This window comes from Alicyclobacillus tolerans, from assembly GCF_900142255.1.
GTDB classification, from domain to species: Bacteria; Bacillota; Bacilli; order Alicyclobacillales; family Alicyclobacillaceae; genus Alicyclobacillus_I; species Alicyclobacillus_I tolerans.
Genome location: NZ_FRAF01000007.1, coordinates 42,080 through 67,582 on the forward strand (window position 1 = coordinate 42,080; position 25,503 = coordinate 67,582).

Annotated in this window: 19 protein-coding genes, 1 pseudogene and 2 riboswitches; of the genes and pseudogenes, 6 read left to right on the plus strand and 14 right to left on the minus strand. The window is 44.6% G+C overall.

Going from position 1 to position 25,503, the window contains the following annotated elements; genetic code table 11:
- Nucleotides 1-43: 43 nt before the first annotated feature.
- A complete protein-coding gene (locus BUA75_RS05180; RefSeq protein WP_207549714.1) occupies nucleotides 44-1,342 on the minus strand; it encodes an ammonium transporter in 1,299 nt (432 codons plus the stop codon).
- 289 nt (nucleotides 1,343-1,631) lie between these two features.
- Here BUA75_RS05180 and BUA75_RS05185 point away from each other — a divergent pair, with 289 nt between their 5' ends.
- Nucleotides 1,632-2,324 (plus strand): hypothetical protein, encoded by a 693-nt coding sequence (locus tag BUA75_RS05185; protein ID WP_129583526.1) that lies wholly within the window; start codon nucleotides 1,632-1,634, stop codon nucleotides 2,322-2,324.
- On the opposite strand, the gene BUA75_RS05190 is transcribed toward BUA75_RS05185, so the two are convergent.
- From BUA75_RS05190 to hmpA, 3 genes and pseudogenes are all read right to left on the minus strand, one after another.
- Nucleotides 2,321-3,379, minus strand: coding sequence for an LLM class flavin-dependent oxidoreductase (locus tag BUA75_RS05190; protein WP_072873516.1), 1,059 nt, complete (start codon nucleotides 3,377-3,379; stop codon nucleotides 2,321-2,323). The two genes, BUA75_RS05185 and BUA75_RS05190, sit on opposite strands and share 4 nt — an antisense overlap.
- Nucleotides 3,380-3,408: 29 nt before the next feature.
- The gene (locus BUA75_RS05195; RefSeq protein WP_207549712.1) at nucleotides 3,409-4,677 is read right to left on the minus strand and encodes a carboxylate--amine ligase; all 1,269 of its coding nucleotides are present in this window, start codon (nucleotides 4,675-4,677) and stop codon (nucleotides 3,409-3,411) included.
- Between the two features lie 108 nt (nucleotides 4,678-4,785).
- A riboswitch (SAM riboswitch) is annotated at nucleotides 4,786-4,894 on the minus strand.
- Between the two features lie 49 nt (nucleotides 4,895-4,943).
- Nucleotides 4,944-6,167, minus strand: a pseudogene (gene hmpA / locus BUA75_RS05200) (NO-inducible flavohemoprotein).
- Nucleotides 6,168-6,339: 172 nt separating this feature from the next.
- On the opposite strand from hmpA, the gene BUA75_RS05205 reads away from it, so the two are divergent.
- Nucleotides 6,340-6,846 (plus strand): Crp/Fnr family transcriptional regulator, encoded by a 507-nt coding sequence (locus BUA75_RS05205; RefSeq protein ID WP_072873579.1) that lies wholly within the window; start codon nucleotides 6,340-6,342, stop codon nucleotides 6,844-6,846.
- A 15-nt stretch (nucleotides 6,847-6,861) separates the two neighbouring features.
- Here BUA75_RS05205 and BUA75_RS05210 read toward each other — a convergent pair whose 3' ends face one another.
- The gene (locus BUA75_RS05210) at nucleotides 6,862-7,803 is read right to left on the minus strand and encodes a mechanosensitive ion channel family protein (RefSeq protein WP_072873517.1); all 942 of its coding nucleotides are present in this window, start codon (nucleotides 7,801-7,803) and stop codon (nucleotides 6,862-6,864) included.
- 133 nt (nucleotides 7,804-7,936) lie between these two features.
- Between BUA75_RS05210 and BUA75_RS05215 the strand changes: the two genes are divergently transcribed.
- The 4 genes from BUA75_RS05215 (at nucleotide 7,937) to BUA75_RS05230 (ending at nucleotide 12,342) form a co-directional block, all read left to right on the plus strand.
- Entirely contained in the window at nucleotides 7,937-9,085 is a 1,149-nt protein-coding gene (locus tag BUA75_RS05215) for an FAD-dependent monooxygenase (RefSeq protein WP_165611950.1), read from the plus strand.
- A 67-nt stretch (nucleotides 9,086-9,152) separates the two neighbouring features.
- Complete coding sequence (locus tag BUA75_RS05220; RefSeq protein ID WP_072873519.1) at nucleotides 9,153-10,340, plus strand: CaiB/BaiF CoA transferase family protein; 1,188 nt, start codon at nucleotides 9,153-9,155, stop codon at nucleotides 10,338-10,340.
- Complete coding sequence (locus BUA75_RS05225; RefSeq protein WP_072873520.1) at nucleotides 10,334-11,545, plus strand: acyl-CoA dehydrogenase family protein; 1,212 nt, start codon at nucleotides 10,334-10,336, stop codon at nucleotides 11,543-11,545. The genes BUA75_RS05220 and BUA75_RS05225 overlap by 7 nt, the downstream gene beginning before the upstream one ends.
- Entirely contained in the window at nucleotides 11,545-12,342 is a 798-nt protein-coding gene (locus BUA75_RS05230) for an IclR family transcriptional regulator (protein ID WP_072873521.1), read from the plus strand. The genes BUA75_RS05225 and BUA75_RS05230 overlap by 1 nt, the downstream gene beginning before the upstream one ends.
- A 24-nt stretch (nucleotides 12,343-12,366) precedes the next feature.
- Here the strand turns inward: BUA75_RS05230 and BUA75_RS05235 are convergent, their stop codons facing one another.
- The 9 genes from BUA75_RS05235 to BUA75_RS05275 form a co-directional block, all read right to left on the minus strand.
- The gene (locus BUA75_RS05235) at nucleotides 12,367-13,209 is read right to left on the minus strand and encodes a carbohydrate ABC transporter permease (protein ID WP_072873522.1); all 843 of its coding nucleotides are present in this window, start codon (nucleotides 13,207-13,209) and stop codon (nucleotides 12,367-12,369) included.
- 45 nt (nucleotides 13,210-13,254) lie between these two features.
- Nucleotides 13,255-14,196, minus strand: coding sequence for a carbohydrate ABC transporter permease (locus BUA75_RS05240; RefSeq protein ID WP_083574101.1), 942 nt, complete (start codon nucleotides 14,194-14,196; stop codon nucleotides 13,255-13,257).
- Nucleotides 14,196-15,485 carry an ABC transporter substrate-binding protein gene (locus BUA75_RS05245; protein WP_072873523.1) on the minus strand — a complete coding sequence of 430 codons (1,290 nt, stop codon included), beginning with the start codon at nucleotides 15,483-15,485 and terminating at the stop codon, nucleotides 14,196-14,198. The genes BUA75_RS05240 and BUA75_RS05245 overlap by 1 nt, the downstream gene beginning before the upstream one ends.
- 166 nt (nucleotides 15,486-15,651) lie before the next feature.
- Entirely contained in the window at nucleotides 15,652-17,841 is a 2,190-nt protein-coding gene (locus BUA75_RS05250) for an amylo-alpha-1,6-glucosidase (protein ID WP_072873524.1), read from the minus strand.
- A gap of 105 nt (nucleotides 17,842-17,946) precedes the next feature.
- Entirely contained in the window at nucleotides 17,947-18,951 is a 1,005-nt protein-coding gene (locus tag BUA75_RS05255) for a LacI family DNA-binding transcriptional regulator (protein ID WP_072873525.1), read from the minus strand.
- Nucleotides 18,952-19,184: 233 nt separating this feature from the next.
- Complete coding sequence (locus tag BUA75_RS05260) at nucleotides 19,185-20,528, minus strand: cation:proton antiporter (protein ID WP_072873526.1); 1,344 nt, start codon at nucleotides 20,526-20,528, stop codon at nucleotides 19,185-19,187.
- Between the two features lie 182 nt (nucleotides 20,529-20,710).
- Nucleotides 20,711-20,772, minus strand: a riboswitch (Fluoride riboswitch).
- A gap of 93 nt (nucleotides 20,773-20,865) precedes the next feature.
- The gene (locus BUA75_RS05265; protein WP_072873527.1) at nucleotides 20,866-22,308 is read right to left on the minus strand and encodes a SpoVR family protein; all 1,443 of its coding nucleotides are present in this window, start codon (nucleotides 22,306-22,308) and stop codon (nucleotides 20,866-20,868) included.
- Nucleotides 22,305-23,456 carry a sporulation protein YhbH gene (gene yhbH, locus BUA75_RS05270; RefSeq protein ID WP_072873528.1) on the minus strand — a complete coding sequence of 384 codons (1,152 nt, stop codon included), beginning with the start codon at nucleotides 23,454-23,456 and terminating at the stop codon, nucleotides 22,305-22,307. The genes BUA75_RS05265 and yhbH overlap by 4 nt, the downstream gene beginning before the upstream one ends.
- Before the next feature lie 30 nt (nucleotides 23,457-23,486).
- On the minus strand, nucleotides 23,487-25,385 hold the full coding sequence (locus BUA75_RS05275; RefSeq protein ID WP_072873529.1) for a PrkA family serine protein kinase: 1,899 nt from the start codon (nucleotides 25,383-25,385) through the stop codon (nucleotides 23,487-23,489).
- Between the last annotated feature and the right edge of the window lie 118 nt (nucleotides 25,386-25,503).

Here is a 25,503-nt window from a genome sequence, read left to right on the forward strand (position 1 = left end):
GATCCGGTTCAGCAGAATCGGACGCGCAGCTCAGAAACCATGGCTATTCACGCAATACCAAACCTAAAGCGGACGGATCAGCGCCGAGAATTTTCGGCAATTCATCGACTGACAACTGTTCAGGATAGGCCGACTCATGATGGAGTGTCATATCCAGACCAAGTATTTCCTCTTCCTTCGTGACTCGCAATCCCATCACTTTGTCGATAACAAAGAGGAGCAACAAGGAACCTCCACCTGAGAATATCCAAGTACTTGCCACGCCGATGGTTTGTAGAAGAAGTTGATGCGGGTTGCCATAAAACAATCCGTTGGCTCCTCCTGAATTGACGGCAAGGGTAGCAAACAGACCTGTTGCGAGTGCTCCCCAGGTACCACCAATACCATGTCCCCCAAACGCATCTAAGGCATCATCATAGCCGAGCCTATTTTTCATCCACGTGGAAGCGAAATAACAGATAGCTCCCCCTAAACCTCCTAAAGCAAGACTTCCAGCAACAGACACATAACCGGCAGCAGGCGTAATAGCCACCAACCCTGCGACGGCTCCTGCACATGCCCCAACAAGACTTACATGACCCGTATGCCATCGCTCGACCAACATCCAAACCAACGCTGAGGCGGCTGTTGCTGTATTTGTGGTTAAAAATGCCTCTGCAGCAAGAAAATTCGCTTGCAAAGCACTTCCCGCATTAAACCCAAACCAACCAAACCAAAGCAAAGCCGTGCCTAATAATACAAATGGTACATTATGTGCCTTAATGGCTCCCGTACCATGCTCAACTCGTCTTCCTAAATAAATGGCAGCCACTAAACCTGCTACTCCGGATGAGATATGAACGACTGTCCCTCCGGCAAAATCAAGAACACCAAGATTATGCAGCCATCCACCTGCACCCCAGACCCAATGTGCTAGCGGATCGTAAATGAAAGTCGACCAAAGCAGGATAAAGACTAGAAAAGCAGAAAATTTTACACGTTCAGCTAAACCTCCAACAATCAAAGCAGGAGTAATCACAGCAAACATCATCTGAAAAATACCGTAGACAAAATTAGGAATGGTCGCTGCATAATTCGGATCAGGCGCTGCACCCACATGCCGATACATTGCCCAAGAGAAGTTCCCAATGATATGGTGAACATCAGGTCCAAAGGCAAGACTGTATCCAATGACCACCCATTGTACAGAAACCACTAAAAGTACGGCGAAGACTTGGAAAGTTGTCGTGATGACATTTTTTTTTCGGACCATTCCGCCGTAAAAAAAAGCTAATCCGGGTGTCATCAGCATGACTAGAGCAGATGAAACCAAAATCCAGGCTGTGTCACCAGCACTGACCATAGATGGAGTCGCTGCATCAGCTACAGTTGGGGTTAACAATACCACTAAAAATGTACCAAGAAACAACCAGAAGCGATTGCGAAGGGAGACGCTCATTTTCATCCTCCTAGTCATTCTTTCTGAAATCTCTGTCTTTATATGCAAGGCTACAGGAGGGAAAAAAACGCGTCAAGATGTTTTGTAAGAATACCTTACAAGAAGATTAAAAATTCATTTTTTCTTATACTCATCCACCCACATAAAATCCTACAGCTTTCTTAAAAACCTGCGAAAGAGAGGTTGGATGGACATGTCTCATACCACTTCACCAAGTTTATACGACCATTTCCGAAGCATTCTTAACAGCTTGTCGACTGAGTATCTTGTGCCCGATCTCGGTCTGCAAACAGCTAACTTCCTTTTTTTGCTGGAAAGTCCGCATCTCCAAGAATTAAAGTATGGAGCCCCTGTCAGCGGATCGAGCGGATTGTCCATGACACGTCATCTGTTCGACTCTGCTTATCACTCGCTGCCTATGGGGCGTTTACTTCTGCAACATAGAAAAGGAGAGCTGGTAGACCGTCGTCTCTATCAAGTTGGATTGATGAACGCATCAAATTTGCCGATGCAAGCGGCCGCCTATAGTGCGCAGACACGAAGCAAGTTCCCGGAAATAATGGAGATTTTAGAAAGTCTTCGGAGTGCGAATCAACGAGACATCTATCCTCGCGAGGAATGGAATATTGTTCAAGATCTTCTGCTGGCTAACCTGCGCAAACGGTTGACTGCGTTGTACGAACGCAGGCTGATACTGGTACCGTGTGGCAGGTTTGCACAGAAGTTTTTTCGGCTCAGTCAAGTACACTCTCCAAACTGGCTAGTGGTAAACGGTATTCCGCACCCTTCTTATAACGGATTCTCTCAGCCACGATATCAGAAAGAAGTTGCCTACATGAAACAATTATTTGAGAAGGTTGTGAACAAAGCGGATCGACAGGATTAATTGGCGATTTGCCCCACAGACCGTTCCGATCGAACAAGTGGCATCACTTGTTCTGAAAACCTTTGCAGTTCTTCCAATTGCGGTGAACACTGAAGCAAGAGCAAATCCAGTCCGGCTTCAGAGAATTCAAGTATCCGTTCTGCTACCTGTTCTGGTGTACCGACTAAATTTGGACGCAGACCGCGATTGGATACCGAATAATCTTCGAGAGTAATTTGTTGTTCCAACTCTGATTTTTGAGTAAAATCCTGAAAACCAGCATAACCTCCGCCTGCTTTGGCCTTGACTTGAGTTATCCTTCTTTTTTCCGCCTCAGCTTCCTCTGCGGTATCGCGAACAATCACGTAAGCTGCCATACCAAAGGAAGAAAACGGGCCTAAACCAGTTAATTGCCGGCGTTCTTTCATGTCTCTTGTCTTGTGACGAATTTCTTCCACTGTTCCACCATGCATTAAATAGGCATCACATGATTCGGCAATAAATCGTTTGCCCCGTTCACTTTCACCGCCAGCATAAATCATGGGCAATTTTCGCTTGGGTTTGGGTGACAAGTGAGCCTCTTGGATCTGATAATATTGTCCATCGTACGTAAATGTATCTGCCATCCACATCCCGCGCAGCACATCCACAAATTCTTGAGATCGAGCATACCGCTCATCATGCTGAGAAAATTGTCCAGCGTATTGACGAGCTTCTTCCTCCCACCAAGCCGACACAACATTGAGCGAAAAGCGCCCACCACTGATGTGATCCAAGTTGGCAGCCATCTTGGCTGTCACTGCAGGATTGTGAAAGGCTGGACGGACTGCCGCCATCAATTCCAGCCGCTCTGTGACGGATGCCAACGCAGCAGCAGTCGTCCAGGCTTCTAAAGCGTCCGCTTTTGGCCCTTTAATGTCATTTAAATAAAGTTCCGCCAACAGGCTCACATCATATCCCCATTGTTCAGCAGATTGTGCTACTTTCTTAGCGTAGGCAAAAGAAGCTGGCATACCTTCATCCTCAATATTTCGTAGCCAACCACCAAACATAGGCATCCAAAATCCAAATCTCATCTTTCTCCAACCTCCCGTTTTCTCTGTTTCTAGCAAGGACATACATAAGAACGTGTATAAAAATTCTCCAGCAATCTGGCTGCCGGAACCGGATCGTCCAAATCAAGAACCGCATCCAAGCAAGTTTCGCTTGTTCCTGTCAGCAATTCTGCCAATTCATGGACATGCAAATGCTCTTGTGGTGATACGTATTTCCCGCTTGCTTTTAGTGTCAAATAATCTTTCAGATAAACCCAACGCATCCCCTTACGAGTCGGAGAGACAGGCAAAGTCAGTGGAGAGCCGATCGCTTCCTCATAGGCGTAAAGAGGTAAATTCCAACCACAGGCGATGGGAAGTCCAATCCATTTCCAGGTACGCGTATTGATATCAAGTAATTTGTAGACTCCGTCGCGATGATCGAGAATAAATTCCGACTCAGAAATTCCGTAGTAAGCTAAGGTCCGTAAAATATTTGCTCCTAACTCAGCTAAATCGGGCAAATCCTCAGATTTAACCAAACATCCTGTACCAAAATCGGGAGGATATTGCTCTAATTTACGTCCCACAAATCCTGCAACCATTTCTCCATTCGACCGCATATAGGAACAAAGAGATACGTAGTTTGACAAACCTGCCGGCACAATTTCCTGGATAACCACGGAATGAGGATACACTTTTTTTAATAGCTGAATGACCTCATTCGGCGTATGGGCTTCCAAAACTTTGGCAGAAAATGCATCATAAAAACTACGTTGTTCAACCGGTTTGAGAATACAAGGATAGGTTACTTTTTTTGCTTCTGCCTCTATATCCATCCATTCATCTGGATACCATGTTTTAGGAATCGGTACACCCAGTCTTTCAGCAGTCTGGTAGAGCTTTTTCTTATTCAAAACAGACTCCACAATTTCCAGTGGTGAAAAAGGGAAATGATAATATTTTTCTAACCGATCACGATGACGGGAAACGGCAAAAACCCACTCATCATTAGACGGAAAAAGAACAGCCTTGACAGGCAAACGCTCGCCCATTTGTAGTAGAAAATCGACAAAATCCTCTTCATTCGTCAAGGGATTGGGACAAATAGCGGCGGAATGCAGATACTTGGAAGCTAATCCATAAGCTCGCGCATCCCTGTCAAGGGCGAGAACAGGAATATTTTCACGTCCGAGCGCTCTGGTTACGGCCAAGCCTGTAATATGTGCATTGAAAACTACTGCTGCCGGCTTATCTTTGGGCAGATGAGGCAAGCGGCTTAAAAATTGTTCAGGATCATAAAGTGATGACATAGGCTCAACCTTTCTCTGGATACCCACGACTTTCAAGCACTACAGACCATGGAATGCCGCCTCTTGGACAGGAAAAACGAACCCCCTTACTCACAAAAACGAGAAGGGGGTTCATCCAAATCCGATGCCACCGTCTTCTCATCTTCGGAATGAAAACCATTCCTCTGAAATTGGCACCGTGCCGACATATTGGCCGGTTGCCGAGGCTTCGCAGGGTCAGTCCCTCAACCTCTCTTGATAAGAGCGTGGTTCCTATGAAATTTAGTGAAAGCATAGCACGGAATCTGAAAAAGTCAAGTCAAATTCGTCAAAACTCCTTCCGGTCCAAAAAATTCATAGTGAATCCTATCTTCCTGAATACCTATAGAGTGCAAAATTCTATAAACTGCTTGCATAAACGGTGTGGGTCCGCAGAAGTAGACATCCGCGTTCTGCGGAACTAGCGGACGTAAAAAGTCGTCTGTGATATAGCCGCTTAGTTGATGACGTTGAAGCGCTTCATCTTCAACTGTGGGTTTTTCGTATATGGTGTAAACTGATAAATGACTGTGTGTTTCTGCTAATTCTTCAACATAATTAGCAAAAGCGTGTACACTACCTTGCAATGCAGCATGAATATAGACAATCGGCCGTTTGTCTCCAGATTAAATCAATGTATTGAGCATCAAAATCATAGGCGTCAAGCCAACACCGCCACTGATCAGAACGATGGGTAAATCATGCGAGCGATCTAATGTAAATACTCCTGCAGGAGCACTGACCTCAATGACATCACCTACACCAATTTGCTCGTGAAGATAAGAAGATACGACACCGGCTGGTTTTTCTTGAATGGCACTCTCTTTTTTGACAGAAATCCGATAATAGGGTAAACCAGGCGCATCCGACAAGCTGTATTGACGCAAATGAACAAACGGTTGATCTTTCGGTTGAACGCGAACCGTAATATATTGACCAGGGATAAAATAAGCTATGGCACCTTGATCAACAGGCTCTAGATAAAAAGATGTGATGACATCGCTCTCCTTAACTTTGCGTTTGACCTGAAATGAACGAAAGCCACTCCACCCACCCGGTTGTGCGGATGCTTGTTCATCAAACTGTTGTTCCATTTGCATGAAAGTGGATGCTATTACACCATACGCTTTCTCCCAAGCTGCCAGAATGTCCGGGGTCGCCGCTGAACCCAGCACATCTTGAATAGCAAGCAGCAAATTTTCCCCCACCACTGGGTAATGCTCTTTTTTTACACCCAAACCGCGATGTTTGTGGCCAATTTGACGCACGGATGGCAAAATAGCTGAAAGATTGTCAATATGCTGTGCAGCCGCATATACCGCATTGGCCAATGCCATCTGTTGCTGCCCTTGCTGTTGATGCGCATGATTGAACATATTTAACAATTCTGGGTGAGCTTCAAAAAGACGTTCATAAAAGCGTCGTGTAATGGCTTCCCCGTGAACTTGCAAAACAGGAACAGTAGATTTTACAATCTCTATCGTTCGATCGTCCAGCATCTTCATCGTATTGATTTTTTCTAAATTAGATACTACGGCGGTCATCTGAACCACTCCCTTGTGGATGGATAACTATTTTTTCTTTGGCATTTATGAAAATACGCTCCTTTTTGGAAAGTCTCTGTGACTACAGTCACAGAAAACCTGACGAAGGTGTGACGAAATGACATGGATAAAATTGCATCGTGGCGAATGCTTATTTCGCCAAGGTGAAATGGGTTCGCTTTATCGTTTGCATACTGGACTATTGAAAGTCGTGCGCTACCAAGCAGACGGACAAGCGCTGCTATTTAATATTTTGCTGCCGGGTGAACTGTTTCCTCACCATTCGCTGGTCAGCCCCAAGCCTTACCACGGAAACGCTATAGCCATGATGGATTCGGAAGTCGAAGTTATCAATTCAGAGGATTGGTACCACCAATTAGAGGAGAACCCTTATTTATATAGAGAAGTATCTCTTTCCCTGCAACATAAATTGCGTATGATGCAAGAACGGATTGACCAGTTAACTACCGTTACAGCCAAAGAGCGTTTTAACGCTTTCATCCACTGGTTTAAACAAGAATTTCCTGATATCGATCCGCTCTCCATCTTCACACAAGAAGAAATCAGTCAATTCATGGGCCTGCGCAGAGAGACACTCAATCGCTTGTTACGAAAACCGGCCAATTTTTCGTAACCAAAAGGCGAATATCTAATTGCTGGTTTGTTCAGCATTGGCTTCTTCTTTTTTCTTGATTTGTTGAAGAAGGCGCATCATTTGCTGTAGTATCTCGGACTTGAGTGCCTCTTCGTGATCGTCTGAGAACAAACTGATGCGAATGGAATAGGTTGCAGGTCCAATATCTGCAATCCAAACCTCCGGGCGAGCATCTTCATCATTAAACCTTTTCATTAAAAAAATTCTTGCTTCGTGTAGAAAAGTATCTACAGGTACAGCGTGATCGACATCAAAACGGAAATGTATGCGGTGCTTTCCTGGGGTGGATTTGTTTTCCAGAAATGACTGCGCAATAATTCCATTAGGAATCATTTGCAAATAACCATCGGCACTTTCAATCTCTGTGTACATCAGGTTAATATCACGGACGACACCAAAATACATGGGACGCATTGCTTCGTGAGGATAGCTTGGCATTAAAAGAGGAAATTGCCAGGCTACAATGCCAATTGGGTCTCCGACTCGGAAAGGCCGAAACAAAAGCAACCATATACCGCCAATAATGTTGGCAAACACCGTTTGGCCTGCCAAACCTACAATAACCGTAATAAAGGTTCCACCAAAAATGACACTGGGTAAGCCGACCCCAAACGCAGTCAATGCGCTAATGATAACTGTCAAAAAAAGCAACAGTCGAGCAACATAGCGAAAGAGCGTGGAACGCTGTGGGCCCAATTTATTCAACGAAATGCGAAATAAATTGCGCTCTAAAATCGTGGATACAATACCACCTACCGCAAACACAAGCAAAGCTTTGACAATATCAAGCCAAGTCTTAGGAATATGTTTTAAAAAGCCAGAACGAGTATCTACACCTATCATAATGGCAATAGACACTACAATGAGAATGACAATGGATAGAATCGTATTCCGCAACAACCTCGGACTGCGCGATCCATCAGGAGAGCGTTTCATCTGGCAGCGCCTCCATTTCTAACTTGAAAACTCCCAATATCCATCTTAATCATTCTTTTCAAGAAAGGCCAACTTCAGGCACACTTTGATGACTCACGGTCTTTATGGGAAAGCATAAAAAGGGGAATCTATGATGCGTATTGCCATACTGGGTTCAGGAGTAGCCGGGCTAGCTGCTGCTGCAGCGTTGCAACAATCCGGCATCGATTACGTGTTGTTCGATCGCGATGCAAACCCGTTAGATGGGGGGGCTGCATTGATTTTATGGCCTAACGCGCTTTTCGCGTTGAATCAATTGACGAGTGAAAAAATCTCAGAGATTGCACAACATCCTCTCAAAACTGGAGTCTTGCTTGAAGAAACAAGCACCCTTCTTTTGCAACTTCCTCTACATTGGATGAAGGAAGAATTTTCTCGTTATCCCATCTGTGTGCGCCGTTCCCATCTCCTTCATTGGTTATGGGATATACTGGATCGACCAAAAATTGAACAAGATACGGCAATCCACACTGAAATGGGAAGAAACCAAAAAATTTATGTGGAATTTGGGAGTGGCCGAAAAGATTGTTTTGATGGAATCATTGCGGCAGATGGTATTCATTCCAATATTCGCAAATCAATCTATGGTCATTTGCAGCGGCCAACTCGTTATCACGCTTGGCGAGCAATCATCCAAAACGCGTATGACATTCAATGGGATATGGCAGAATATTGGGGATCTGGACGGCGATTTGGATATGCGCGAATCGACGCAGATCACCTATACTGGTTTGCTACACTCAACTACCGATGGATGCAAAAAGATGACCAATCCTTCCCTTCCATCCGTCATCAGTTCTCCAATCTGCCTGACTCGATACAGAAATGGATTGACCATACACCTAATCATGAAATTTTCAGCCATTCCATTTACGATATAGCCCCAGGGTATCCTCTATCTTCAGGACCTCTTCTATTCATGGGAGATGCTGCCCACGCCATCACACCTAATTTAGGCTTTGGAGGCTGTCTTGCTCTAGAAGATGCACACGTTTTACTTCATGCATTGCAACAAGAAAAGGATTGGCAAAAAGCATGCGCACGTTTCGCAGTTTTACGAAAACGCAGAGTCGCACATATGGCAAAATTTGCTCGCTGGCTCGGTGAATTCTCGCAAATAGAAAATCATTTAGCCATCCAACTGCGAAACAAAGCGTTCAGCCTTGCACCCAACTTTGCATCCCAAAAAGTGTGGAGAAAATTGCTCACCTACAATCTCTTACCGCACCACAAAATAGATTGAAATATGCAAAATCTCATGTTATTCTATCGATTATAGGAATGTTATTCCTATAATAGGTGGTGTATTCATGCAACCTTTGCAAGGGATCCGTGTATTAGACTGTTCACGCATATTGGCAGGCCCGTTTTGTGCCATGAATTTGGCAGATCTCGGTGCAGATGTCATCAAAATTGAATCCGTTCAAGGGGGTGATGATACGCGCTATTGGGGACCTCCATTTATAGGTGGAGAAAGCGCTTACTATCTTTGTGCCAATCGAAACAAACGTTCCCTGGCGATCGATCTGAAGCATCCAGAAGGCCAAAAAATTCTCAATACACTGTTGCAACACACAGACGTTTTGCTCCATAACTTTTTACCAGCTTCCGCACAACACCTTGGCCTCACTTATGAACAGGTTAGTGCTGTGAAACCTGACCTGATTTATTGTTCTATCTCTGGATTTGGCAGACAAAGTGACGAACCTGGTTATGACTATCTGATGCAAGCAATGGGCGGTCTCATGAGTATTACTGGTTACGCTGAAGCTGGCCCCGTCAAAGTAGGCGTTGCCATTACTGATGTTTGTACAGGTTTGTACGCAACCATTGCTATTCAAGCAGCACTGCGTGTTCGCGAACAAACTGGGCAGGGGCAGGCTATTGATATGGCGCTTTACGATACACAGCTTGCCATGTTAGTCAACGTCGCAAGCAATGTTTTGACAAGCGGCATTGATGCCAAACGCATAGGTAATGGCCATCCAAACATTGTTCCTTATCAGCTTTTCCATACTCGTGACGGAGATGTGGTTATTACGGTAGGCAACGATAGACAGTTTAACGACTTTTGCCATGTTCTCCATCTTGACGAATTACCAACGGATCCGCGTTTTTCAACCAATGCCGAACGTGTGAAACATCGTGAAGACCTCTTGAAGCTGCTAGAAACAGCCATGGCTCAACACTCTCAAGAAGAGGTTCTTTCTATGATGCGTGCTGCACGAGTACCCGCCGGACCAGTACAAAGTGTTAAAGAATCACTAGCTTCATCACTAACGACCGAACGACAAATGATTTGGGAGAGCGAAAGTCACCCGACGATTGATAGATTACGACTGCTCGGCAGTCCTTTAAAACTAGAAAAGACTCCGCCAGTCTTTCGCCTGCCTCCTCCCAGACTCGGTGAACATAGCGAAATCATTTTAAAAGAATGTGGATTTTTGGAAAATCAAATTCAAACGTGGATCCATGAAGGGGTGGTAGCTACATGCTAGACTTCTCACTCAGCCAAGAGCAATTAGAGTTACAAAAAATGACACGAAAATTTGTCCAAACCGAAATTATTCCCTATATGAAGGAATGGGACGAACAACATCATTTTGAGATGGGTGTAGTGCAGAAATTAGCTCAGCTGGGGTTGATGGGCGTTTGCATACCTGAGAAGTATGGCGGCGCTGGCATGGATTATAACTCCTTAGCTATTGTCTGCGAGGAACTTGAATATGGAGATACCGCCTACCGAACTGCCGTCTCTGTACATACCGGACTTAATAGTATGACTTTATTACAGTGGGGTACAGAAGAACAAAAAGAAAAATATTTAAAACCTCAGGCAGAAGGAAGCAAATTAGGTGCCTTCGGACTTACCGAACCTGGTGCAGGTTCAGATGCTGGTTCATTGCAAACCAGAGCACGACGTGATGGTGACAGCTATATTCTGAACGGATCGAAAATATGGATTTCCCTGAGTGACTATGCTGACCATTTTTTAATTTTTGCGACGGTCGATCCGTCCAAGAAACATAAAGGTATCACAGCTTTCATTGTGGAACGCAACTATCCTGGTGTTACCACCCGACCGATTCGTGGCAAACTCGGTATTCATGGCGGGAATACAGGAGAAGTCATTTTGGAAGATGTTCGCGTACCAGCAGCAAACCGCCTTGGAGATGAAGGTGAAGGATTTAAAATTGCTATGTCTGCTTTGGACAACGGTCGATTCACTGTTGCTGCTGGTGCGACTGGATTAACGCGTGCTTGTTTAGATGCCTCCGTGAAATACGCCCATGAACGCAAGACGTTTGGTGTAGAGATTGGCAAACATCAGTTAGTTCAACAAATGATCGCCAAAATGGAAGCTGGTTACCAAACTTCACAACTCCTTGTGTTTAAATCAGGTTGGTTAAAAAATCAAGGAGTCCGCAACACTCGTGAAACTTCACTTGCCAAATGGATTGCTTCCGATGTTGCTTTTCAAAGCGCCTCCGACGCCATTCAAGTCCATGGAGCCTACGGATACTCCAACGAATACCCGGTAGAACGTTATATGCGCAATGCTAAAGCCCTTGTTATTTACGAAGGAACTCGCGAGATTCATACGATTATGCAGGCAGAATACGCTCTTGGATATCGAGAAGACAAAATTTTAAACCGGATGTTGCCGCCCTGGCCTTTCGCAAACTCTGGAGACTATCTGTAATGGATATTTGGCTTGAACCTGATTCATCAAAAGATAAAACACGCACTTCACAAACACTTGCTCGCGGTTTGCGCATCTTGGATTGTTTTGTGACTTACGGTGAGGAATTGGGCGTGGCAGAGTTGTCTAACCTTCTTCATCTTCCGCGCACTGTAGTTGCTCGTTTAGTGACAACACTCGCCGAACATGGCTATCTTGCTCAAAATCAAGAAAACAAAAAATATCGACTGGGTATGAGTGCCTATATCCTTGGCATGCATGCCAACCGGGAATACAGTTTACGCCAAATGGCTTGGCCATCTATGCAATGTCTAGCGGCCTCTAGTGGTGAAACGGTAAGTTTGACCATGCTGGATGAAGAACGTCTAGTAGGTATTTGCATTGCATCCATCGACAGCCCGCTACCCATCAAACTGACAACACGTACAGGCAGCGTCCTCCCACTCCATCGTGGAGCTACACGCAAAATCTTGCTTGCTTACGCTAGTGAAGCTATAAAGGAAACCGTCCTGACGCAATTACAAGAAATATCCCAGAGTTCTCCAGATAGTGTGGAATCCTTGAAAAAGGAGTTATTGGAAATTCGCAGGAAAGGATATGCCTATAGTGAGGAAGAATTGGATGACGGCGCTTTTGCAGTCGCTGCACCCATTCTTACCGAAAAAGGAGAACTGTTGGCAGGCATTGGCGTTGCTGGCCCCATTTATCGCAAAACAGAAGAAAGTTTGCAACGCCTCATCTCACTGATCCTATCTTCAGCTCGCGAGATAGAAAAGCGTTGGACACAACCCTTATAACAGGGTGTGTCCTTGCACTTTTCACTATTTGAGACCTGTCGTAGAAATACCTTGGATAAACCATTTTTGGAATATAAGGAATAAAATAGCTATTGGAATGGTAGCCATTACAGCTGCCGCCATTAAATATGGCCAATTTGTATAATATTGCTGTTGAAACATTACCATACCTAGCGGCAGGGTCCAAAATTGCAGTTTATTGGCTACAAGTAGTGGTAAAAGAAAATTATTCCAAGAACTCATGAACATCATGAGTGCCAGTGTAAGCATGGTAGGCTGCACCATAGGCAATGTAATTTGCCAAAAGATTCGCCACCGACTAGCACCTTCAATCACGGCTGATTCTTCCACTTCTTCCGGGATGTTCAAAAAGGCTTGTCGCATGAGAAACACGCCCATAGCCGAAACCAGTTGCGGTAATATCATGCCTGCGTAACTGTTGATAAGGCCAAGAGAGCGCAACTCGATATAGACTGGCAACATGATGGATTGAAAAGGAATCATCAACATAGATATGACACCAAAGAACACTAGATTGCGTCCACGAAAATGAATTCTTGCTAAAGCATAGCCAGCGAGCGCATCCAGCAATAAATTTCCAATGACCACAACCACTGAAACCAAAGTACTATTCAGAAACCATCGCTCCATGGGAACTGTTTTCCACGTATCTATATAATTTTTCCACAAAAAGGGGTGAGGAATCCAACGTGGCGGGTAGGCCAACGCTTGATTCAATGGCTTTAATGATGTGGAAAGCGACCAAAGAAACGGGATCACCATAATAAGCGCACCAACGATTAAAATGAGCAGATACAGACCGCGAGATATGCGTCCCCATGTTTTTTGCGCTGGAGATACAATCATTTAACCATTCACCCTCCCTCACTTTGCGCATTCAACAGCCATCGATTAATACTCAATCGGTTTGCCAAGCCAGCGATTGGTTAACAGGGTAAGCAGAAGTACAACTACAAAAAGAAACACCGTTATCGCGGCTCCATAACCGACATTTCCATAGGAGAAAATTTCTTCATAAATAAGTAGCGCCATTGTCATGGTAGAATTGAGCGGCCCACCTGTGCCACCCGATATGATGAAGGACTGATCAAACATTTGCAGTGTGCCAATCATGCCCATGACTACAATAAAGAAGGTGGAGGGTCTCAAAAGTGGCACTGTAATCCGCAAAAAACGCTGAAATGCAGATGCTCCATCAATAGCTGCCGCTTCATAGAAGTTTTGTGGAATGGATTGTAAACCTGCCAAAAAAACCACCATGAAATATCCCGATGTACTCCATATGTTTAATATCATGATGGCCGAAAGCGCAAAACGAGGATCTCCTATCCAGTCAGGCCCAGAAATCCCAAACCAGTTCAAAAAACCGTTCAATAACCCCAGTTTATTGAAAATCCACATAAACATCAGAGACGTAACAGCTGATGAACTGATGGACGGGAAAAAGAATGCCAAACGAAACAGTGGCCGGGCGGGAAGATGCTGATTCATGATTACTGCGAATATCATGGCAATGATTGTTTGCACCGGCATGACGACTGCTGCAAAGATAAATGAATTTTTGACTGCCGTCCAGAAGAGTGGCATACGAAAAATAGCAGCATAATTATGCAATCCAATCCAGTGCATTTGGTCTAACAGATTCCAAGAAACGCCACTCAGAAAAAAGGCATAGACTGCTGGACCAAGAGAAAACATCAACAAAAGAATGATAGTCGGCAGAGAGAAAAGGTAGGCGGTGACGGTTTCCTGTCGCCGCCATTTCTGCATGCCTTTTTCACGCAGGAAACGACCACCGCTCCGACTCTGGGAGTCTGCTTGAACTGCGGCCATCACTGGCTACCTCCATTTTGTAAAATTGATTCACCTTCACTTTGCAGTTTTTGTAGTGCTTGTGCAGGACTTTCTTTTCCATCAACCGCCAATAAAGTCTCATTAGAAAGTGTCGTATTCACATATTGATCGAACCCATTGGGAAAATTCCAAGGCACTGCGTTGGGCAATTGCTTCAAGATGTTTTCATAAATCGGATGTTCTTTGTAATAGGGCATGTCAATTAAAGATTTTCGAACGGTTACCAGTCCGCCCTGTTCCACCCATTGCGCTTGACCTGCCCCAGTCAGATACTGAATGACTTCCCAAGCCTGTTGCGGATGCGAACAATCTTTGGTGATGGCCCAAGCGGTTGGAAAATCCAGACTGACATTATTGACAGGACCTTTCGGCAACGTAGCTATAGCGAATGAAGTGTTCGGATACGTGTCTTGCAAATATGGAATTGCCCAAGCCCCTTCAAAGGTCATAGCTGCGCGTCCCATTCCAAGCGCCTGTCCTCCCCATGTAGCTCCGACATCCTGTGGTTGTGCGGCAACTCCTGAACGATAGAGATTGACAAAAAACGAAAACCCTTTCAAGGCTGCCGGAGTATTTAAAGTCATTTGAGTCATGTTATGATTCATGACACTGCCGCCTGCCTGATAGACAAATTGCGCCCAACGAGGTTCCTGTGGTGTCTGAACGATTCCATAAATTTTCTTTGCAGGATTTGTTAATTTTTTAGCATCTGCGTAGAGTTCCGCCCATGTCTTCGGCGGGCCACTAATGCCAGCTTGCTTGAACATAACCGGATTGTAATAAAGAACGAGCGGCGATTGATCACGAGGAATACCGTAGACCTGACCGTTCGCCACAAACATATTCAGTGCACCAGAGAAGAAATCGCTCAAAGAATAGTTAGACTGCTTGATATAGGAATTCAGCGGTATGACTGCCCCTTCACTTTCAAAGGTTGGCGCTTGCCCGCCATTGTTTAATGTAATGATATCTGGCGCATCTCCTGCCACAAACTCCGTTTTGAGAATCGTCTCGTAATTACCAGAAATCGGACGATATACCGCATGGATACCAGGATGTGTCTTGTTGAAATCAGCTAATTGCTGATCAATAATCCCGTTAGTTACATTTGTTCCAGACCAACTGGCTACAACGATAGTTACCGGTTTACCTGAACTCGTGGATCCACCTTGCGAGGAGTTGCTGTTATTGGCTGTACCACAACCCACTAGCCCTAAAAAAGTCAAGCCCACGAGAGAGTACATAGCTGCTTTTTTGACTTGCTTCAATTAAATCTACCTCACTTTCGTGAAATTTTCGCTTAACTGGCATCTGCAATGGACAAGGATAAGATTTCCTAGTAACTGAATGTTTGCTGGGTTGATTTTGTTCAATACTGCACATTTGATGGACAATGGGGTGATTGACTGACGTATCTATGTCAAGTCAGCGCCACTAATGCGCCATCACCTCCCTTGCCATAGGTTCATAAAGAACTTCCCAACCTGTCGTGTTTTGTAAAACATCATATTGGGTCGATTTGTTCAGAGACTTGAGATACAGAGACAAATGTCCATGACCAAGCGGAATTCTCTCTATCTTCAACTCCTTTATGGAATCGGGTAGCAGCGGATCGAGCGCAATCTGTTGTCGACTAGCGTTTGGACGAAGGCCAATGATTTGTTCCAAGACAAATACCGGTGTTGCAGCGGCCCAAGCTTGAGGAGAACACGAAACCGGATAAGGTACTGGTTTGGCTGATTCGGAGATTCCAAAACCAGCAAACAATTCCGGTAGCCTGTGTAAGTCAAATGCATCTTGAGCTCGCAACAGATTTTCCATGACGGCTACAGCCTCATCTCTGCAGCTATAGTTGCGCAACCCCTGCAATACTAAACAGGTATCATGCGGCCAAACCGAACCATTGTGATAACTCAACGGATTATAACGTTTCTCTTTAGAAGAAAGTGTTCGAATGCCAAAACCCGTCAGCATATCTTCGGCTGTTATTCGCGCAGCCACTCGATCAGCTTCCACTTTGGAGAGGAGCAAGCTTTGCAAAACCTGACCCATGTTGGAAGAAATCACCGCACACGGCTGCTTCATGCCATCAAGTGCCAAGGCTATACTCCCATCCGATAGAATAAATCGCTCGCGAAAACTCTTTTGTAATTCTGATGCTTTGTTCTGTAAACGAGTTGCTAACTCTTTTTCACCACGAGACATGAAAATTTGCGCCCAATCTAAGTAAGCCCGATACAAGTAAGCCTGTACTTCACACAGCGCCACTGGTCCTTCCACCAAACGACCGTCAGCGTACATAATGGAATCTCCAGAGTCTTTCCATCCTTGATTCGCAATTCCATCTTCTGCTTCTCGACAATATTCCAGAAATCCATCCCCATCGCGATCGCCATACCTTTCAATCCAGTCCAAAGCTCGATGTACATGGGGCAACAAGATTTCTAAAAGTTCTTCATCACCCGTCCAGCGCAAGTAATCAGCTGCCAGATTTAGAAAAAGAGGTGTGGCATCAACACTCCCGTAGTAAGGAGCAAAAGGTAGAATCCCCAGTCGACTGAGTTCCCCATCGCGTACTTCATGAACAATTTTACCCGGCTGTTCGTCTTTCTCTGGTCTTTCCTGAGTGCCTTGAAAATGAGCCATTGTCTGCAAAGTTCCTCGTGCTAATTCAGGATTAGCCAATAACATCATCCGTGCAGCAATTAAACTATCCCTCCCAAACGGCACCGCGTACCAAGGCACACCAGCTGTAAGCAACGTCCCGTATCCCAAATTGCTTTGAAGCATCCGCAAATCTTTCAATCCTTGCTCATACCATGCTGCAAAACGCAAATCCCCAGTAACCTGAGGAAGTTGATTGAACCATTGAGCATACGACTCGCGAATCCATCGATATTGATCCAAATCGTTTTCGGTTTGCTTTTCAGCTATGCAAGATTCACTTATGACTACTGAGTTTGTAACGGTTGGGACGATCTCAATTTTCACTTTGAGGAACAACTCGACCTGTTCTTGATGCAAAAGTCGTATCTTACATTGATAACGGCGTGCAGTCGTTCCATTCTTTTCAGGCAAAACATTCACTTGCACGCTATGATTTGGATGTGCATCCAAAGTGACATGAGTACGGGTAATACGTCCATCTCTAGCAGAGTATTGATAGCTGCAAGCAGTCTTTTCTGTCACAACCTGTACTTCTCTTTGAAATGGTGTATCTTTAAAACCGCGCACTTCGAACATATCGACAAAATCCGCATCGACCACATAACCCACATTGATTTCCAGCGGATCGAGAGCATAATTCTTTATTTTCACATGTTCATAGAGTCCAGTCGCATCTACCCACTGATGCCGTTCTATCCATAAAGATTCTCTGGGAATCGACGAAATATCTGAAGGCGGTGTATTGGTATACCAGTAAAATATTTCATAACCATTTTCTGATAATTTATCCAGCATGATGTGTACTTCAGGGTCCAACCACCAATCCAAACGTGACAGAAACCTCGTGTCTCGCGAATAAAGTCCGTGGTGACCTTGACCCTGCGAGTTTCGTATAGTTGTACCTTCTTGACCGCATACCAGAAAAACATCGTTCTCTTTTAAAACAACATCATTCAAAGCAAAAGCTCCTTTCCTGTGCAGAAATGGACAGGTTGTTTGCAAACATAAACCAAATCGTTTTCGGAACCATAGACAACACGAACTCTATCTCAGGAAATTGGCTTACGAACTTTCCCTGATGACCAGTGACGGTGGTAACAGCCGACCACCGGGTTCTTCTTGACGAAGCAACATTCCCATCAACATATCAGCGGCTGCAACGCCCATCTCGTAACGCTTTTGAGCGACAGTGCTGAGCATGGGAGTCACCCATTCGCCCAAATCAATATTGTCATAACCTAAAACTGCTATATCGCCCGGCACCTTTTTACCCATCCGCTGAATGCAGCGCATTCCGCCAATAGCCATCAAATCACTAGCGTAAAAAATGGCAGTCATTTCAGGATGATTTTGCAGCAATTGACGAGTTGCTGTTTCACCTCCATCAACCAAAAAATTCGAGTGAATGATCCAGTCTTCTTTTACTTCTAGGCCGGCTTCCTGCATGGCCGTTTGATAACCACGCAAACGATCAACACTGACAGCAGCTTGAGCATGCCCGTTAACAAATCCAATCGAACGATGCCCTTGGGATATGAGATAACGAACACCTTGCCTGGCACCGTTGACATTGTCTGTCATGACGTATCCGCAATAACGGCTGAGAATGGGCAAGTCAATCCCTACAGAAGGCAGTTTAGCTTCTGCAACTTCCTGCATGTATGGATCATCAAGCCGCATCCCCATAACAATGACTCCCTCCAAACGACGTTCAGTACAGAAATCGATATAACTTATCAGGCGCTGACGTGCTGTTGTGGTACTGACTAATGTAATATCGTAGCCTAGATAGGCTAGTCTGTCGTGCACCCCGGCTATGACATCAAAGAGAAAATGATGTCCACCAGGATTGACGTTGAAATCTGAAATCATCAAGCCAACACTTTGTGTCTGCTGCAGCACGAGACTGCGAGCAACCCGACTCGGTCGATAGTTTAGACTTTCAGCGACTTGCAATATTTTTTTCTTTGTTTCCTCACTAACATCCTGATAGCCGTTAAATGCGCGCGAGACTGTGGTGATGGATACACCTGCCTGCCGCGCCACATCTCTAATGGTCACTGTCATTAAATGAACACACCCAAATGAAAAATGAATAGTAATGAAAGCGTTATCCACACTATACCCAAAACGTTTTGGTTTGGCAATATAAAAATGATATAATTATCAGTAAAATTTGTGGTCACATTCATTTTCCTGAATAAAAAATAGAGGCCGATGCTACTCAGCCTCTCTTCATCGATTCAGAGCTAGAAATTGTTTTTGATTTGTGGCTGAACCAGGTCAGTGTACAGATTGGTTTACTCTAGACTGGGCTCCCATTGAAAATCTATTTCTTCTTGCGCTTTTTGAATCACTAGGTTTTCATCACCAGGCATAAGTCGTTTGCCGCTTTTGAGAATATAACGAAGCCAAGAACCCGCCATCCAGGATGTTAAGAGTGCCAGCATAACCAGTATGGCGAAAAAATCTTGATTAATAATACCTAATGAGTAAGCCACAGTTGAAAGCACAATACCCGGCCCCCCACGAGCATTCATCGCCGCGGCAAAATTGAAACTGGTTAACTTATCTATACGAATGATCCGACAGGTAAAATAGACAACCAGTCCTTGCACCAGTGTGGCAAAGATCAGATAGAGGATGAAGAACCCAAAACTGAAGTTTTTCGCCAAATCCAACTGCATCCCAACGATGGCAAAAAACAATGGAATAAAGAAACCATAGGAAATCCCCAGAACCCCTTCTTCTAACTTTTTAAAAAGGTTTTCAGGAAGACTGAATTTAGTGGCAATACCCGCTAATAGAGCCCCATACATCACATCTACTTGTAGATATCCGGCAATAGCAGACAGCGCAAAAAGAATGACAAGAAAGTACCCTAAAAAGGAAGCCCGAAATAGCAAATTAGCCCTTTTTGAAGTCAATTTGCGCAGTGCCCAAGGTAAAACCCCAATGCAGACCACCAGAAAAGCCAATGTTATAACCAGGCTTTTGGAGACCATCCAAACATTGATTGCACCTGTTGAACTGACATGTCCCCCCGTTACCATACCGGAAGCGATTGCCAAAGCCACCCAGAGAATAAGGTCGTGTATACCAGCAATGGCAACAATGATTTTAGCGAAACGGGAGTGCATTATACCGAGATCGCTAAAAATTTTGGAGATGACTGGTATGGAAGTTACAGCTATAGAAATGGCGACGATGATTTTTAAAGCGATAACATTGTGATCGGGTCCTTCAAACTGAGACGGATTGAACACGAATGTCGACAACCAGCCAACCAGAAAGGGTATGATGGTCGATCCGACAATAATCGCTAATCCAGTCTTAATATCTGACTTCGCAAATCGAGACTGAAATTTCAATCCTGCGGTGAATAACAGCAAGATGGTTCCTAATTGATAAATAAACCCAAAAAGATCGCTTTCCGAATGAAAGCCGAGATAGAGCCAATGAAAACTAGCGGGAAACAAGGTACCAAAGCAGGTTGGCCCCAGTAATAAACCACCTGCGACCTCTCCAATCACTCTTGGAATGGCGAGTCGTTCAGCTACGTAACCAAGAAGATTCGCGGCTGCCAACAGGAGTACCATAGCGAACAAAAAACGCGTCAAATCTGCTCCAGCCAAACTAAACACTTGTTTTTCCTCCTTCATACGATTTGGATGCCTATTCAACAGGCAGCTTGACATACCCTATGCAGGAATGGAAAAACAGTCCAAGACGTTTGCCTGTCCTGAACGCAGTTAGACGTTGGTTTACAGCAATTTACGCATATGTACTTATGCTTGCAAAATATAAAAACCCCTACAAATTTCATAAATTTGTAGGAGCTATTATCCTATAGAGGCGGTTAAGGTGGGCTCCATCACCTGTTCAGTTCATTTTGTATTACATTATATAGTGAATGCAGAAAACAGAAACGGCAAATGCCATCATTTTCGTCTCTATTCCAATCTCAAGAATGCAACTACACTAAACAAATTTTCGTTGTGTGCGCTTGCCATCACAGCTAAAAATCACTTCCCGCCCTTCCACTACAGTAGCCAAATGGCAGGTTCTTCCCCACAATTGATACAAATAGGGAAGTGTTTTTTCTAACTGTTTTAAATCGAGTTCCACACCTTCATACGCATGGCGCAAGAACAATTCTCCATTTCTCTGATAATCTCCGTCTTCTACAAGAATGACGGGAATTCCCCCATTCAGACGCGAAGCACATAGCGCGTTGCGAACTTGCTCGTAATCTGTTTCTACAACCCGGTACTCATTGCCTACTTTTTGATAAAGATAGAGATCGAGTTGCTCCATCAATTCCTTCGTCAGATAATTGCGCAGAAAGGAAATGTCATTTTCCATCTCGCGCACTTCAAACATTTTTTCCCGACCAGCCGAACCGAGTCCTTCACTTGCTGTTGAAGAAGGTGTTTGACGCTTACTCCATCTTTTTTCAATATCCTCCCAAATTGCCAACCCCACGTAATAAGGATTAATGGTTGTACGGGAAGGAAGAACTACCCCGGCATGCATCTTGGCAAATTCAATCGAATCTTCCGGCAACAAATCCATCTCACGCATAATTCGCAAATGCCAGTATGTTGCCCAACCTTCGTTCATAATCTTGGTCTCCATTTGCGGCCAAAAGTAAAGCATTTCGTCTCTTAAAATAGAGAGCACGTCCCGTTGCCATAGTTTGAGTACAGGACTGTGTTCTATTAGGAAGAGCATGATATCTTTCTGCGGAAGAGGAAAACGTGTACTCTGTTCCTCGACAAAGGTACTTTCTATTTGTAGCTCGTCGCCAATTGCCCACAAATCATCATAGTCCGATCTTTTTTTAGACGGTCTATCTTCAGAGTACAGCCCGCGTCTTTCTCTATCCTTTTGTTCACGCCACTCCCTACGATATCGACGTCCAGAAACCGAAGCGTCCACATGCTCTTGAAGAGCTAGACCAGCATCCAGCAAAGATTCCACCGTACCGCGTCCATACTGAAGTTCATATTGGCGAATGCGTTCAGCAGAAATCGACATACGTTCCACCATATCACGAGGTGTATGAGCAAACATGGCATTATTTTTAAAAAAATCACAATGCGCTAACACGTGAGCACAGACAGTTTGATTTTGTAGCAATGTATTTCCTTCCAGCAAAAACGCATAGCAAGGATTAGAATTGATAACCAACTCATAAATGCGACTCAAGCCAAAGTCATATTCCAAACGCAATCGATGAAATATTTTGCCAAAGCTCCAATGCGAAAACCTAGTTGGCATGCCATAGGCGCCGAACGTGTAGATAATATCTGCAGGACAAATTTCATAACGCATTGGATAAAAATCCAGCCCGCATGTACGGGCTAATTGGGTCATAGACTCGATGCTTTTTTCTAATTTTTCAATTTCCTGAACGTTCAAGCAGTATTCCCCTCCTCCGGAGCGGCCGAAAAGAATGCACGCAGTGCACGATAGACATCCGATTTCTCACGAATGACAAACTTTCGAAAGAGTGGATTCTGCATTTTACTGTATGCCGACATGAGTGTCGAAGAGCGAGCATAAGCGTTTACTTCAGCATAAGCAAACATCTGCGAGAGTTTACAGATTTCTTCTACTCGTTTGATACATTTCTCATTGTCAGATGTGAGATTATCACCGTCCGAAAAATGGACAGGATAAATATTATAAGAACCGGCAGGATAGTCCTGTTGAATGATACGTAGCGCCAAATCATATGCGGAGGAACAAATGGTTCCACCGCTTTCACCCTTGGTAAAGAAATGTTCCTCTGATACTTCCTTTGCTTCCGTATGATGAGCAATATAACGGATATGCACATTCTCATACTTCGTACGCAAAAACCGAACCATCCAAAAGAAGAATGTCCGCGCAGCATATTTTTCAAACAATCCCATTGACCCCGAAGTATCCATCAGCGCCAAAATAACCGCATTGGAATCTGGCTCAATGGTGTCTTCCCACGTACGAAAACGCAAGTCGTCTGGACGAATCATCATTTTGTCCGATCCGTTTCGAGCACTATGCCGAATGGCCTCCAATAATGTACGGCGTTTGTCAATATTGGACATGAGGCCATTTTTCCGGACGTCTCGAAAATCCACATCCGTAACCTGAATATTTTCATTCGATTTAGGTACAAGATTCGGCAACTCCAACTCAGCGAAAAGCATTTCTTCGATATCTTCCAAAGTCACGCTAGCTTCTTCGTAGTCAACGCCTTTCCCATCCCCCGCCCCTGACTGATCCTGACCTTGGCCAGGCTGACCGTTGCCAATCACATCTCCAACCTGGGAACCACCTTTGCCAGTTCCCGGTTGTCGATTTTTCGAATAATTGTAGCGAATACGGTATTCTTCCAACGAACGAATCGGGATTTTAACAATCTGCCGACCATCGCTCATGATGATGCCTTCGTCACTGATGAGATCGGCAAGATTATTTTTGATGGCCTCCTTGACCTTTTCCTTATGACGTTCTTGATCTTGTTGCCCTTTGCGATGGAGCGACCAGTCTTCTTTCGAGAGCGTGAATGATTCATTCGACATCGTCTCCACCCCCTTGCCAGCCAAATTTGATTATCGATTCAAAAGGGAGCCTGTATAACGGAGCAACTCATTGGCACAAATCGGACAATAACCATGTTCGTCAATCAAGCGGGCCGTCACTTCATTGACCTTTTTCAATTGTTGTTCATCTGGAGTTTTACTGGAAGTTGTGATTTTAACAACGTCTTTTAAATCACTGAAAAGTTTTTTCTCAATCGCTTCCCGAAGGCGTTCATGAGAATTGTATTCAAAACGCTTGCCACGTCGGGCATATGTCGAGATGCGAATAAGTATTTCTTCTCGAAAGGCTCGCTTGGCGTTTTCCGAAATACCAATTTGTTCTTCTATAGAACGCATGAGCCTCTCGTCTGGGTCAATCTCTTCACCCGTCAGTGGATCTTTGATTTTTTGCCAGTTACAGTAGGCTTCCACGTTATCCAAATAGTTGTCGAGCAATGTCTTCGCAGATTCTTCAAAAGAATAGACAAACGCTTTTTGCACTTCAGTTTTAGCCATTTCATCGTACTCTTTGCGAGCAATAGCAATGAAATTTAAAAGTTTTTCTCGATCTTCTTTAGAGATGGAAGCGTGTTGATCGAGACCGTCTTTTATGGCACGCAACACGTCAAGAGAATTGATACACTGTGTATCCCGGCGAATCAGGGCTGTGGAAATCCGATTGATGATATATCGTGGATCAAGACCCGACATTCCTTCATCTGGATATTCTGCTTGCAACTCCTTGACATCTGAGTCTTTCATGCCTTCCACAGCCTGCCCGTTGTAGAGATAGAGTTTTTTCAGTAAATCCATACCCTGTTTTTTAGAATCCTTCAACCTTGTCAAAATGGAAAAAATCGATGCTGTTTTGAGGGTATGGGGTGCAATATGAACTTGTGAGAGATCACTGGCCTTGATTAACTTCTCATAGATTTTCACTTCATCGTCGACGCGCAGATTATAGGGTACAGGCATGACAATCATCCGTGATTGCAGTGCTTCATTCTTGCGATTGGCAACAAAGGAACGATATTCAGCTTCATTCGTATGCGCCACAATCATTTCGTCCGCAGATATCAAAGCGAAACGGCCTGCTTTAAAATTCCCTTCCTGAGTCAGACTGAGCAAATTCCATAGAAACTTCTCATCGCATTTGAGCATCTCCTGGAACTCCATTAAGCCCCGGTTTGCTTTGTTCAATTCACCGTCAAATCGATACGCGCGCGGATCACTTTCTGATCCAAACTCTGTAATAGTGGAAAAATCGATACTCCCCGTCAGATCGGCTATATCTTGCGACTTAGGATCAGAGGGGCTGAAGGTACCAATGCCTACTCGACGTTCTTCGGAAAGCAATACACGCTCAACTGGAACGCGATCGACCTGTCCTTGATATGTTTCTTCAAGCATGAGACGGCAACTGGGACAAAGATTGCCCTCAATTCGTACGCCATACTCTTTCTCAAACTCATCACGCAGTTCTTGGGGAATGAGATGTAAAGGTTCTTCGTGCATGGGGCACCCGGAAATACCATAGAGTGCGCCTGCATCCGTACGCGAATACCTTTCAAGTCCGCGTTTGAGCATGGTCACAATAGTCGATTTACCTCCACTGACGGGTCCCATGAGAAGCAGAATTCGCTTGCGTACATCAAGACGCTTAGCGGCTGCGTGGAAATACTCTTCAACCAGACGCTCCAGCGTTTGTGACAGACCATACATTTCACGTTCAAAAAACAGATAGACGGGACGATTGTCTGCCCCCTGTTCAATTCCGGCAGCCACTATCATGTCATAAATACGCGCATGAGCGCTTTTGGCAACAGAAGGATTGGAACGGACAATTTCTAAATAATCAGAAAACGTACCTTCCCAGCGGAGTGCTTCTTCTTCCGCCCGGTAACGACTCAATCGATCGAGAAAATTCACGCAAATCCCCCCATCTGTCTTCTTCTTGGTTACCTGACACAACCTGGAAGGGCGCGTCTACCGGAATGGTTTATCCTATTCCGGTAGAACTTGACCCAATTCGCCGAAGTATCACCAA

Coding starts and splice junctions, on each gene's coding strand:
- BUA75_RS05255 (WP_072873525.1), bottom strand. CDS start 18,951: ATGACAGTGACCATTAGAGATGTGGCGCGGCAGGCAGGTGTATCCATC.
- BUA75_RS05240 (WP_083574101.1), bottom strand. CDS start 14,196: ATGGCCGCAGTTCAAGCAGACTCCCAGAGTCGGAGCGGTGGTCGTTTC.
- BUA75_RS05225 (WP_072873520.1), top strand. CDS start 10,334: ATGCTAGACTTCTCACTCAGCCAAGAGCAATTAGAGTTACAAAAAATG.
- BUA75_RS05215 (WP_165611950.1), top strand. CDS start 7,937: ATGCGTATTGCCATACTGGGTTCAGGAGTAGCCGGGCTAGCTGCTGCT.
- BUA75_RS05210 (WP_072873517.1), bottom strand. CDS start 7,803: ATGAAACGCTCTCCTGATGGATCGCGCAGTCCGAGGTTGTTGCGGAAT.
- BUA75_RS05190 (WP_072873516.1), bottom strand. CDS start 3,379: ATGAGATTTGGATTTTGGATGCCTATGTTTGGTGGTTGGCTACGAAAT.
- yhbH (WP_072873528.1), bottom strand. CDS start 23,456: ATGTCGAATGAATCATTCACGCTCTCGAAAGAAGACTGGTCGCTCCAT.
- BUA75_RS05185 (WP_129583526.1), top strand. CDS start 1,632: ATGTCTCATACCACTTCACCAAGTTTATACGACCATTTCCGAAGCATT.
- BUA75_RS05180 (WP_207549714.1), bottom strand. CDS start 1,342: ATGGTCAGTGCTGGTGACACAGCCTGGATTTTGGTTTCATCTGCTCTA.
- BUA75_RS05230 (WP_072873521.1), top strand. CDS start 11,545: ATGGATATTTGGCTTGAACCTGATTCATCAAAAGATAAAACACGCACT.
- BUA75_RS05235 (WP_072873522.1), bottom strand. CDS start 13,209: ATGATTGTATCTCCAGCGCAAAAAACATGGGGACGCATATCTCGCGGT.
- BUA75_RS05220 (WP_072873519.1), top strand. CDS start 9,153: ATGCAACCTTTGCAAGGGATCCGTGTATTAGACTGTTCACGCATATTG.